Raw genomic sequence first — 11,725 nt, forward strand, 5'->3', positions numbered from 1 at the left:
TCCGGGATGCGGGCGCCGCCGGAGTGCCACACGCCGATCACCGGGCAGCGCTCGCGCACCGCCATGTCGATGGCGTCCACGATGTGCCCGCAGCCTTCGGAGCCGAGCGCACCGCCCATCTTGGTGGCGTCGCTGCAGTAGACGATCACCCTCGTGCCGTCGATGCGACCGCGCACCGCGTACATGCCGCTGTTGTCGCGGGGGTGCAGTGGTTCGATCGACTCCGGGTCGAGCAGTTGCTCCAGCCGCACGTCGGGATCGCGCGGATCCCGCCGCACCTGCTCGGTTTCCGGCCGGGCGGCCACTGCGGTCATCGGTTCCTCCGGAAGTTCGGTGTGGGGAAGGCCGCCGTGGGCGTGATTGGCGCCGCTGACGGCGGCCGACCGTGTGCGGTTGTCGTACCGCAGAGCGCTAAAGGACGGGCTGAGCGGACGCCCAGCCCGTCCCATGCGCGAACGGTCATGCCCTAGCGAAGGCGAGCGCGACGTTGTGCCCACCGAAGCCGAAGGCGTTGTTGATCGCTGCCGTCTGCTCGACGTGCCGCGGCTTGTCGGCGACCACGTCGATCTCGATCTTCGGATCGATCGTTTCCAGGTTCCGGGTCGCCGGGATGATGCCGCGCTGCAGCGAGAGGATCGTCAGGATGCTCTCGACCGCGCCGGCCCCGCCGACCAGGTGACCCAGCGAGCCCTTCGGCGCGGTGACCACCGCACCGTCGCCGATCGCCTTGCGCACCGAGTTCGCCTCGCCGATGTCACCGACCACGGTGGACGTCGCGTGCGCGTTGACGTGCCCGATGTCCGATGGCTGCAGGCCCGCGGTCTGCAGGGCCTTGCGCATCGCGGCGACCTGGCCGCGGCCGTCCGGCGGGCTGCCGGTGATGTGGTAGGCGTCGGACGTGATGCCCACGCCCGCCAGCCGGCCGTAGATCCGCGCGCCGCGCGCCTTGGCGTGCTCCGCGCTCTCCAGGACGACCACGCCGGCGCCCTCGCCCATCACGAACCCGTCGCGGTCGACGTCGAACGGGCGGGAGGCCCGCTCCGGGTCGTCGTTGCGGGTGCTCAGGGTCCGGGCCTGGGCGAAACCGGCGATGGTGATCGGGTGGATGCAGGCCTCCGCACCACCGGCCACCACCACGTCGGCGTGCCCGTGCTGGATCATCTCGAAGCCCTTGGCCAGGCCTTCGGCGCCCGAGGCGCAGGCCGATGCGGGGGAGTGCACCCCGGCACGGGCCCGCACGTCCAGGCTGACCATCGCGGCCGGGCCGTTGGGCATCAGCATCGGCACGGTCAGCGGCGAAACCTTGCGCAGCCCCTGCTGCTGCAGCAGTTCGTTCTGCTGGAGCAGCGTGACCGGTCCGCCGATGCCGGTGCCCAGCGCCACGCCCAGCCGGTCCGGGTCGACCGGCTCGTCGTCGTCGGTGGGCAGCTCGAACCCGGCGTCGGCCCAGGCCTCGCGGGCGGCGATCACGGCGATCGCCTCGCAGCGGTCCATGCGCCGCAGCTGGACGCGGGGCAGCACCTCGCTCGGGTCGACCAGCAGCGGGGCGCCGATCTTGGCCGGGAGTTCGAGCCGGTCCACCCACTCGGCTTCCAGCCGGCGGACGCCGCTGGCGCCGTTGACGAATCCGTCCCAAGTGGACGCGACGTCACCGCCGAGCGGTGTCGTCGCGCCCAGCCCGGTGATCACGACATCCGTGGTCATGCGTTCTTCGTGATGTAGTCCACCGCATCACCGACGGTCTTGAGGTTGGCCAGCTCGTCGTCCGGGATCTTGACCCCGAACTTGTCCTCCGCCTGCACGGCGATCTCCACCATGGACAGCGAGTCGATGTCCAGGTCGTCGACGAAGGACTTGTCGACGGTCACGTCGGCGGCGTCGACACCGGCGACCTCCTCGACGATGGCGGCGAGACCGGTGGTGATTTCCTCGTTCGACACGGGTAGTTCCTTCCTGATTCTTGCGTTCCGCACCGCGGGCCGGTGGCCTGCGGCAGCTTTGGGGTGGGCTCAGGGGCAGATGGCGACCTGGGCCGCGTACGACAGCCCGGCTCCGAAGCCCACGAGCAGCATCACGGCACCGCTGGGGATCTCCCCAGCCGCCCGCATGTGGTCGATGGCCAGCGGGATGGACGCCGACGACGTGTTGCCGGAGTAGACGATGTCACGCGCGACCACGAGGTCGTCACGGGCACCCTGCGACTTCAGCTTCTTCGCGATCGCCTCGACGATCCGCAGGTTCGCCTGGTGCGGCACGAAGACGTCCACATCGGACATCTGGAGCCCGGCCGCCTCGACGGCCCGGGCCGCCACCGGCGCGATCTGCGTGGTCGCCCACCGGAAGACCGACTGGCCCTCCTGGTAGATGTACTTGGCGTCGCGCAGGTAGATGGTGTCCACCAGGTCGCCGGCGCTGCCCAGCACGCCCGGGCCGAGCTCCGGCTCCTCGGCCGGTCCGACCACCGCGGCACCGGCACCGTCGGCGAAGATGATGCAGTTCGCGCGGTCTTCCCAGTCCAGCCATTCCTGGAACCGCTCCGAGCCGATCACCAGCACGTTGCGGGCCGATCCGGAGCGCACCGCGTCCGAGGCGGTGGACAGCGCGTAGACGAACCCGGCGCAGGCGGCGTTGAGGTCGTAGGCGCTCTTGGCCTTGATGCCGATCTGGTCGGCGACCTGGGCCGCGGCGTTGGGGATGCCGCCCTGCATGGTGCACGTGGCGACGATCACCTGGTCCACATCGGACGGTGTCAGGCCCGCGTCCGCGATCGCCTTGGCACCCGCCTCGACGGCCATGCTGGCCACGGTCTGGTCGTCGTCGCCGAGGCGGCGGTGGATGATGCCGACGCGCTGCCGGATCCACTCGTCGTTGGTGTCGACGATCTTGGCCAGGTCGTCGTTGGTGACGATCCGGTTGCCCTGAGTGCTCCCGAAGCCGAGCAGCCGGGTGGCGGCCGGAATGGGGTTCTGGGTGAGGCGGGGTCGCGTCACGCGTCGCTCCCGAGCAGATCGGCGACCTTGTCCAGGTCGGCAGGGGTCTTCAGAGCGACGGCCTTGACGCCCTTGAGTTCGCGGCGCACCAGGCCGCTGAGGGTTCCGGCGGGCGGGAACTCCACCACGGCCTCGACACCGCGGTCGGCCAGCTCCGCCATGCAGCTGTCCCACCGCACCGGGCTGGTCACCTGCGAGACGAGGCGGCTCACGATCTCGGCGGCGTCGGTGACGACCGCGCCGTCGGCGTTGGACAGCAGCGGCAGCGCGGCGTCCGTGGCGGTCACCTTCTCCGCGTGCTGGGCCAGGCTTTCCCGCGCGGGCGCCATGAAGCGGGTGTGGAAGGCGCCGGCCACCGGCAGCGGCCGCACCCGGGCGCCGACCGGCGGTTCGGCCGCGAGCTCTTCGAGGGCGGGCACCCGCCCGGCGGCGACGATCTGGCCCGCGCCGTTGCGGTTGGCCGGGTCCAGGCTGAGCCGCTCGAGGTGGGCGACCACGTCGTCGGCATCCCCGCCGAGCACGGCGGACATGCTGGTCGGCTCCAGCGCGCACGCGGCGGCCATCTCCCGGCCGCGCACGGCGGCGAGCGAGACCGCGTCGTCGAAGGTCAGGGCGCCGGCGATGGCGGCGGCGGCCAGCTCACCGACGGAGTGCCCGGCGACCGGCGTGTCCGCCGGGATCGTCACCCGGCGGCGCAGCTCGTCGGCGGCGATCAGCGACAGCGCCACCACCAGCGGCTGGGTGACCGCGGTGTCCTTGATCTCGTCCGCTTCGGCGGTGGTGCCGAGGCGGAGCAGGTCGAGACCGGTCGACTCGGACCAGGCGGCGATGCGTTCGGCGACGCCGTCCAGTTCGAGCCACGGGTTCAACATCCCTGGGGTCTGCGACCCCTGTCCGGGGGCTAGAAGCGCGATCACCCTTGCTACTGAACACGCCTGGGTGCGATCGACGTGATGTCGACAGAGACGAAGTCCGGACCGCAAAGTTGTGGAGTGTCTACAAGCGCGGGGGTGGGGGAACCCGGCCAGGAGGAGAATCGTTGTCGGCTGTGTCCGGTTGGTGACCGATCGGTGAACACGGTAAAGCCCTGTTGCGGCGCGTGATCACCGCGTCACCAGAGGCCGCGGGACTTGGCCAGCCTGCCCACGGCGAGGCCGACCCGCAGGACGTGGGCGTCGCGGGCGTTGGACGGCGTGTGGCCGGTGAGTTCCGCCACTCGGCGCAGCCGGTACCGGACCGTGTTCGGGTGCACGTACAGCTGCCGAGCGCAGTTCTCCAGCACGCCGCCGACCTCCAGGTAGGTGTCGACGGTCTCCATCAGCGCGCCGCCGGCGTCCACCAGCGGCAGCACGATCCGCTCGACCAGCTGGCGCTCGGCCTCCGGATCGCCGGCCAGCGCCCGCTCCGGCAGCAGGTCGCCGGAGGGCACGGGGCGCGGCGCGGTCGGCCACGCCACCACGGCCCGCAGCGCGGACATCGCATCGCCGGCCGACCGGTGCGCCTCGGCCAGGCTCGGCATGGTCGGCCCGACCACGACCGGCCCGTCGTCGAACGCCTCGGACAGCCGCTCGGCCGCCTCCTCGTTGGTGCGCGCGTCGCCCGGGCCGCCGAAGACCACCACCAGCCGGGTGCCCTGCACGCCGAGCAACACCGGGCAGCCGACCCGCGCCGCGCGGCTGCGCACCTGGTAGACGATGGTCGGCGGGTCGTCGGACGGGGCGTTGCCGACCAGCACGGTCGCTTCTGATGAGGGCTCCCAGCCGAGCGCGGCGGCGCGGGAGAGCAGCGACTCCTCGGCGTCGCCACGCACGATGCCGTCGACCACCAGCGCTTCCAGCCGCGCGTCCCACGCGCCGCGGGCCTCCGCCGCCGCGGCGTACGAGGTGGCGGCCGCGAAGGAGATCTCGCGGGTGTAGCGCAGGATCGACTCGGTCAGCAGGATGCGCTCGTGCTCCTCGGAGGCCAGCTCCGGGAGCTGCTGTTCGAGCACGTCGATCGCGACCCGGACCAGCTCCAGGGTCTGCCGCAGGCTGACCCACCGGGACAGGTCCCGGGGCGCGGCGCGGAAGGCCTCTGCGGTCAGCCGGATCGCCTCGGTCGGGTCCTGCAGCCACGCCACGAAGTTGGTGGCGCCGGTCTGGGTCACCAGGAGCACGCTCGCCCGCTGGTCGGCGGGCAACCGGCGGAACCACGGCAGGCGCTGTTCCATCGCGCTGACGCTGGCGCTGGCCAGCCCGCCGGTGCCCCGTTCGAGGCGGCGTAGCGTGGCGGCGGAGAGCTGACGCTGCGTACCGGTATCCCGCTCACCTGCGCGTTCGGTACTCATGCCTCCAGAATCGCATGCCGCCGATCAGCTGCGGCGGCCAGCGGCCGGCGGTGCGGGCCGGCTCACAACGCGCCGGGGCCCGGGGAACGGCGTTCCGGTACCGCCGGGGCTCGGGCCGCCGCGGGGCGGCTGATCACACGGTCGGGGCGGCCGCCTTCGTCGGTATCGACCCGATCGAGGGAAATGAATCGCCCTTTCGAGGGGCCTGTCGCAGTTGCCGGTAAAGCCGTCGCAAGAAACGATCTCCGGCACACGCGAATCGGGTTTTGTTCTATCGAGGTGAATTCAAGTGGGAGCTCTCCAGCAGGGACTCGCAGAGGCGTGGGTCGCAATTGCGACCTTCGTCCCGAAGCTGGTCGTATTCCTCGTCATCGTGCTGGTCGGCTGGCTGATCGCGAAGGCGATCGGCAAGGCGATCCAGATCGTGTTCGCCCGGCTCGGTTTCAACCGGCTGCTGGCGAAGTCCGGGCTCGGTGAAATGACGTCGAAATCGAACATCGACATCTCCGGCCTGCTGGTGAAACTGGTCTACTACTTCATCCTGCTCATTTTCGTGCAGCTGTCGCTGGGCGTTTTCGGGCCCAACGCGATCAAGGACCTGATCGACACGGTGGTGCTGTTCCTGCCGCGGATCGTGGTGGCGATCGTGCTGGTGCTGGTGGCCGCGGCGATCGGCCGCGCCGTCGGCGACCTCATCCGCGGCGCGCTGGGCGGCCGCCCGATCGGGCCGGTGCTGGCCAAGATCACCTTCGGCTTCATCGTCGCCCTCGGCGTGATCGCCGCGCTCAACCAGCTCGGCATCGCACTCACCGTGACCACCCCGGTGCTGATCGCGGCGCTGGCCGCGCTGGCCGGCGTGATCATCGTCGGCGTCGGCGGCGGCCTGATCAAGCCGATGCAGCAGCGCTGGGGCCGGTGGCTGGACAGCGCCGAGGCCCAGTTCTCCGGCTCTTCCGGTTCCACCGGCTCTTCCGGCTCTGTGGGAGGCCCGGCGGAGAACGGCAAGAACGGCGCGAAGCCGGAGACCGGCGACGCGGGCGTGAGCGGCCACGCGTGACCGCGCGCCGCGCCTGGCCGAAGGTCGGGACTCACCCGGTGGGTGGGTCCCGGCCTTTTTCACGCACTTGGCCGTGGTCGCCCGCGCGCGGTCGCGACACCATGGGAGAACGGATCAAGCCGGGAGGTGATCAGTAGTGGCTCTGCCTCTCGTCTGGCTCGCGGACGTGTTGCGCGCGGCCGGGCTGACGGTGGTCGAGACCGACGGCTGGCGGGACCGGACCGCCACCTCGGGGTCGCAACCCGCTCCGGTCGGCGTGCTGGAACACCACACCGCGACGCCCGCGTCCTACGAGAACCCCGCGCCGAGCGTGCAGCTGTGCATCGACGGACGCCCCGACCTGGCGGGGCCGCTGTGCCACGCGGTGATCGGCTTCGACGGGGTCGTGCACATGATCGCCGCCGGTCGGGCCAACCACGCCGGCAAGGCGAAGGCCTCCGGGCCGAACCCCGAGGGCGACGGCAACACCCTCTACGTCGGGTTCGAATGGGATTACCAGGGCGTGGACCAAGGGCCCAGCCCGGAGCAGTACCAGGCGGCGCTCAAGGCGACCACCGCGGTGCTCAACCACCTCGGGCGCCCGATGGACGCCGCGCGCGGCCACAAGGAGACCAGCGTCACCGGCAAGATCGACCCAGGTCACGTCGACATGGACCAGTTCCGCGCCGAACTCGGCAAGAGGGATCAGGAGGACGTGATGAACCCGGAGCAGGACGCGATTCTGCGCCGCCTGGAACACGAGCTGCTCGGCCCCCGCGGGCCGAAGGGCGAGATCCAGGGCTGGCAGACCGAGATCGGCCCGCGCACGATCGTCGCGATGCTCGTCGACCTCGTCAACGAGGTGGTGGCGAAGCAGCAGGCCCCGGCGGCTCCGGCGCAGGGGGCCGACGCGGAAGCGATCAAGGCTGCGTTCCAGGCGCTCCCGCCGGACCAGGCCGCGCCGCTGCTGGCGGAACTGGTGCGGATCCAGCAGGACCGCCAACTCACCCCGGAGCAGTACGCCCAGCGCCAGCAGGCGTAGCGATCAGCGGGTCCGCCACCGGTGGAACCGCTTGAACCCGAGCAGGCGCAGCCCGGGTGTCGTGGAGATGAGCTGCGGAACGTCGTCGCCGTCGCGCAGGTCGCTCGCGACGATCCGGCGGTGCGCGTCCTCGTCGGCGAACTCGGCGTAGTTGACGACCCGAGTGCCGTCGGTGCTGATGTGGAAGTGGTTGGCGAGCATCCCGGCCGGCGGTTCGACGTCGGTGCGCCGCGCCAAGCCCGGCTGCTCGTCCAGCAGGGTGTCGACGAAGTGGCGCGCGGTTTCGTGGCCGTCGGTCTCGAAGGAGACGGCGACCACGCAGCCGGGCCGCCCGTCGCCCAGCACGAGGCTGCGGTAGCGCTGGTACTCGACCACGCCGTGGCGCTCGATCCCGGGGACTTCCGCGAAGATCTGCTGGACCCGCTCCGGCGGATCGCTCCGCTTGAACCCGGCGTGCGCCGCAGCGTCCGTCCACTGTGAATAGTGGAGCAGGGTGTCGCCGTCGGTGCTCGTCAAGCAGCTGTAGGAAAGCAGCCCATCGGGCCAGGCCAGGTGGTCCCACACGGACATGGCGGCCGCGGTGGCGGCCTGCTGGCGCTCCGGTGTTCCCACGGTCCACTCGCTCATGAGCACCAGGCCCGCGTCCGCGCGGACGATGTCGGGCAGGGAAGTGGTGCTGGTCATTCCGTCCTCCTGGAAGTGGTCGGGGTTCAGCGGAAGTCCTCGGCGTGGTCGGCGACCCACTGCCGGAAGGTTCGTGCCGGCAACCCGGTGATGTCGGGTACCGCGGAGGTGATCGGGCCGGGCCGCCGGACCATCTCGGCGTAGCCGTCGAGGGCGGACTCGGCGACCGAGGTGGGCATGCCGGGGAACATCTTGGGCAGCGCTTCCTCCGGGGTGATCTCTTCCCAGCGCAGCGGCCGGCCGAGCACTTCGCCGATGGTGCGCACCTGTTCCGCCTGCTTGATCAGCTCCGGCCCGGTGAGCGTGTGCTTGGTCCGGCTGAATCCGCCGTTGGTGAGCACGTGTGCCGCGACCGAGGCGATGTCGTGCTCGTGGATCAGCGTCATGGCCGCCGCCCCGAAGGCCCCGCGCACGACGTCGCCGCGGCGGATCTCCGGCGTCCAGGCCAGCGTGTTGGACGCGAACGCGTATGGGCGGAGGAATGTCCATTCGAGACCGGAGCGCTCGATCTGGTGCTCGACGGCGTGGTGGAAACCGGCGATGGGGCCGACCTGCTCCGCCATGTCGTCGCGCACCGCCGCCGAGGACAGGAAGACGATCCGGCGGGCGTGCTCCTCGATCTCTTCGACGACGGCCGGATCTGCCGGAACGGAGGCCATCGGCCAGATCAGGAACGCGGAGTCGATTCCGTCCAGGGCGGAGTGCAGCGAGGGCAGGTCGGTCAGATCGCCGCGCACCACCTCCGTCGCATCGGGGAGCTTGGCGGCCGCGGGATTCCGGACCATCGCGCGGACTTCGGCGCCGGCGTTCTGCAGGAGGGTGACGGCCTGCCGTCCGACCTTGCCGGAGGCGCCGATCACCAGGATCTTCTCGTTGATCACGGATGAAAAGTACAACGTTCATGGCAATTAGTGCAACGTTCATTGTACTTCGATGAGCGTGAGCGTGATCACGGGAGATGGATGCGGTTGGGCGTGAGAAGCCCGATTTCAGGCGGAAGCGGCAATCCGGCCCGTCGGCGTGCGGGCCGAGGCGGAGGGCTCGGAGATCGTCCGAAGGTGTTTCGTCAGGCGTCGCGAACGATGCGGCGGTGGGCCCGCTGGTCGCGGCGGCTCTGGAGGCGCTTGACGAGGGCCGGCTGCTGCTGGAGCGCCTCGGGCTCGTCCAGCAGGCGGTTCAGCCGCTGGTAGTAGCGGTTCGGGGAGAAGCCGAAGCGCTCCTGGATGACCCGTTCCTTGTTGCCCTGGTAGTGCCAGTGCTCCAGCTCGAAGTCGAGGATGGCGCGATCGGTGTCGTTCATCCCGGCGTGCCCCCTTCGAGTTGCTGCCGATCGAGTCTACCGGCCGGGGCACGCGTGTTCGATCGACCATCCCGGTTCGTCGCGCGCGAATTTCGTTGTCACTCAGGACAAACGAGCGGCGACGGCGCGTCGCCGGTGCGACAGGTGGCGGGTCAGCGCAAGCCCCGCCAGCAGCGCCAAGAGCGCCGAGACACCCGGCCACCCGAACTGGGAGTAGGTGCGCACCCCGAGCCAGGAACCGAAGCTGCCGCCGAGGAACGCGCACGTCATGTAGGCCGCGTTGAGCCTGCCGCGCACCTCGGGGCGCAGCGCGAAGATCCGCACCTGGTTGGCGACCATGCCGGACTGCATCGCGACGTCGAGGAGCAGCGTGCCGACCACCAGTGCCGCCAGACCGAGCGCCCCGCCGAGGCTGCCGGCCGCGAGGACGGCGGCGGCCGCGAGCACGCCGAGGATGCAGACGAGGTTGACCGGATCGGGCCCCCGGCGGTCCGCCTGCCGTCCGGCGAGCGGCGTGCAGATCATGGTCGCCGCGCCGACCAGGGCGAGCGCCCCGACCGCCGACGTACCAAGGCCGTACACCGGGCCCGTCAGCAGCAGCGCGACGCCGGTCCAGACGGCGGTGAAACCGGCGAAGATCGTCGCCTGGTAGAAGCAGGAGCGGCGCAGCTCAGGCTCGGCGCGCAGCAGTCGCAGCGACTCGGCCAGCAGCGCCGGATACCGCTGCCGGGATGCCGGGGCCGTCGTCGGCAGCGAGAAGGCCAAGGCGGTCGCGGCGAGCAGCGCGAGCACTCCGGCCACCGCGTAGGGCGCCCGCCAGCCCAGCCATTCCCCGATGGTTCCGCCGAACGCGCGGGCCAGCAGCATTCCGCCGATCGAGCCGCTCAGCAGTACGCCGGTGACCGATCCGCGCCGGTCATCGGCCACCAGCCCGGCCGCCATGGGAGCGATGATGGGCGCGATCACGGTCGTCACGCCCACGAGGACGCTCGTGCCGACCAAGGCCGGCAGCGCGGTCGCGGCGCTTGCGACGAGCAGGCCGATCCCGGTGAGCCCGAGCAGGGCGACGATCAACGGGCGGTGCGGGATCCGGTCGCCGAGCGGAACCAGCAGGAAGATCCCGGCCGCGTAGCCCAACTGCGCCGCCGTCACCGCCAGCGCGGCCGATTCGGGCGGCACCTGCAGACCTGCTGCGATCAGCGGGCTGATCGCCTGCGGGAAGTAGATGTTGCCCACGGCCACGCCGCAGGTCAGCGCCAACAGCAGGACGAGCGGCCGACTCATGCCGGCGGGGCTGCTTCCAGACGTCCGGGAAGTGCTGTCACGAGGCAACGATCATCGGTGCGCCGACCGGGCGCAACCGGTTTTCCGGGCAGATCGATCCTGTGATCCAAACCACGTATCGGGTGCGGAACAGATCTCCGGGCGCACGATGTTGAGCAGATCGAACGAAGTCGTGCGCTCCGGGGTCGGTGAAAATCCGAACCGGCGGTGAAAGTCCGCGAACCGGCGCCTCCACGCGGAGGTGTCGGCCGATCCGGTGGAATTCCGGGACCGACGGTGAAAGTCCGGATGAGAGGCAGCGCACGGGCGGCCGCGATCGGCCGTCGGCGTGTCCGGCCGGCGGTCGTCGACGTCGGCTTCCCGCGTGTACCCCGGTGCGTTCGCATCCGGCGGGAGGAGCGGGCGTGCAGGCAATCGCGGAATGGGTGCTCGACAACGGGTTCACCGTGCTGGGCCAGAAGATCTCCTGGGCGGAACTGGTCGGGCAGTTGTGCGCGCTCGCCGTCGTCTTCCTCGCGCAACGCAGGACCCTCGCGACCTGGCCGGTGCAGGTGTCCGCGACGGTGCTGCTGTTCGCCGTCTACGCCTCCGCCCACCTGGGCGGGCTGGCCATCCGGCAGGTGATGATCCTGCTGATCTCGTTCTACGGTTGGTGGGCCTGGAACCGGCGCAGCGACCCGGTTTACGGCGTCGTGGTGCGCAAGGCCGGCATCGTCGAACGGCTCGTGCTGATCTCCGCGCTGGCGCTGGGCACCGCCGCGTTCGCGCTGCTGCTGTCCGCGCTGGACGCCTCGTGGGCCCCGTGGCCGGACGCCTGGATCTTCATCGGCACCCTGGTCGCGTTCTGGGCGCAGGGCCGCGGCCTCGTCGAGTTCTGGCTGGTCTGGCTGGCCGTGGACGCGGTCGGCGTGCCGCTGCAGATCGCCTCCGGCCTGTACTTCAGCGCGGCGATCTACGTCGTCTTCGCGGCGCTGGTGGTCCACGGCTGGTGGAGCTGGAACCGCACGGCACGCGTCCAGCGCACCCGCGAGAGCGCCGCCGTCGCGGGCTGACCGCAGTTTCA

Annotated in this window: 13 protein-coding genes and 1 riboswitch; of the genes, 3 read left to right on the forward strand and 10 right to left on the reverse strand. The window is 70.9% G+C overall.

What is annotated here, in order from left to right; translation table 11 throughout:
• The 6 genes from AC07FN_RS40145 to AC07FN_RS40170 form a co-directional block, all read right to left on the reverse strand.
• Positions 1 to 314: carboxyl transferase domain-containing protein (locus tag AC07FN_RS40145; RefSeq protein ID WP_478400373.1), on the reverse strand; the 314-nt coding region annotated here is incomplete at its 3' end.
• 145 nt (positions 315 to 459) lie between these two features.
• Entirely contained in the window at positions 460 to 1,704 is a 1,245-nt protein-coding gene (locus AC07FN_RS40150; RefSeq protein WP_478400374.1) for a beta-ketoacyl-[acyl-carrier-protein] synthase family protein, read from the reverse strand.
• Positions 1,701 to 1,940, reverse strand: coding sequence for an acyl carrier protein (locus tag AC07FN_RS40155; protein WP_093273031.1), 240 nt, complete (start codon positions 1,938 to 1,940; stop codon positions 1,701 to 1,703). Before AC07FN_RS40155 ends, AC07FN_RS40150 begins: the two co-directional genes overlap by 4 nt.
• A gap of 69 nt (positions 1,941 to 2,009) precedes the next feature.
• Positions 2,010 to 2,990, reverse strand: coding sequence for a beta-ketoacyl-ACP synthase III (locus AC07FN_RS40160; RefSeq protein WP_452611812.1), 981 nt, complete (start codon positions 2,988 to 2,990; stop codon positions 2,010 to 2,012).
• The gene (locus AC07FN_RS40165) at positions 2,987 to 3,907 is read right to left on the reverse strand and encodes an ACP S-malonyltransferase (RefSeq protein WP_478400375.1); all 921 of its coding nucleotides are present in this window, start codon (positions 3,905 to 3,907) and stop codon (positions 2,987 to 2,989) included. The genes AC07FN_RS40160 and AC07FN_RS40165 overlap by 4 nt, the downstream gene beginning before the upstream one ends.
• Before the next feature lie 194 nt (positions 3,908 to 4,101).
• Complete coding sequence (locus AC07FN_RS40170) at positions 4,102 to 5,316, reverse strand: PucR family transcriptional regulator (protein WP_478400376.1); 1,215 nt, start codon at positions 5,314 to 5,316, stop codon at positions 4,102 to 4,104.
• Positions 5,317 to 5,605: 289 nt separating this feature from the next.
• On the opposite strand from AC07FN_RS40170, the gene AC07FN_RS40175 reads away from it, so the two are divergent.
• Entirely contained in the window at positions 5,606 to 6,373 is a 768-nt protein-coding gene (locus tag AC07FN_RS40175; RefSeq protein ID WP_478400377.1) for a mechanosensitive ion channel family protein, read from the forward strand.
• 136 nt (positions 6,374 to 6,509) lie between these two features.
• On the forward strand, positions 6,510 to 7,394 hold the full coding sequence (locus tag AC07FN_RS40180; protein ID WP_478400378.1) for a peptidoglycan recognition protein family protein: 885 nt from the start codon (positions 6,510 to 6,512) through the stop codon (positions 7,392 to 7,394).
• Between the two features lie 3 nt (positions 7,395 to 7,397).
• On the opposite strand, the gene AC07FN_RS40185 is transcribed toward AC07FN_RS40180, so the two are convergent.
• The 4 genes from AC07FN_RS40185 to AC07FN_RS40200 all read right to left on the reverse strand — a co-directional run bounded on the left by AC07FN_RS40185 (position 7,398) and on the right by AC07FN_RS40200 (position 10,662).
• The gene (locus AC07FN_RS40185; protein WP_478400379.1) at positions 7,398 to 8,078 is read right to left on the reverse strand and encodes an antibiotic biosynthesis monooxygenase; all 681 of its coding nucleotides are present in this window, start codon (positions 8,076 to 8,078) and stop codon (positions 7,398 to 7,400) included.
• Positions 8,079 to 8,104: 26 nt separating this feature from the next.
• Positions 8,105 to 8,959: an SDR family oxidoreductase gene (locus tag AC07FN_RS40190; RefSeq protein WP_478400380.1), complete on the reverse strand. Its 855-nt coding sequence runs from the start codon at positions 8,957 to 8,959 to the stop codon at positions 8,105 to 8,107.
• A gap of 185 nt (positions 8,960 to 9,144) precedes the next feature.
• Complete coding sequence (locus AC07FN_RS40195; RefSeq protein WP_132488029.1) at positions 9,145 to 9,378, reverse strand: DUF3263 domain-containing protein; 234 nt, start codon at positions 9,376 to 9,378, stop codon at positions 9,145 to 9,147.
• A gap of 102 nt (positions 9,379 to 9,480) precedes the next feature.
• A complete protein-coding gene (locus AC07FN_RS40200) occupies positions 9,481 to 10,662 on the reverse strand; it encodes an MFS transporter (protein WP_478400381.1) in 1,182 nt (393 codons plus the stop codon).
• Positions 10,663 to 10,832: 170 nt separating this feature from the next.
• Positions 10,833 to 10,968: riboswitch (FMN riboswitch) on the forward strand.
• 98 nt (positions 10,969 to 11,066) lie between these two features.
• On the opposite strand from AC07FN_RS40200, the gene AC07FN_RS40205 reads away from it, so the two are divergent.
• Positions 11,067 to 11,714 carry a nicotinamide mononucleotide transporter family protein gene (locus AC07FN_RS40205; protein ID WP_478400382.1) on the forward strand — a complete coding sequence of 216 codons (648 nt, stop codon included), beginning with the start codon at positions 11,067 to 11,069 and terminating at the stop codon, positions 11,712 to 11,714.
• Positions 11,715 to 11,725 lie beyond the last annotated feature (11 nt).

The organism is Saccharopolyspora sp. NPDC045941, from assembly GCF_056431445.1.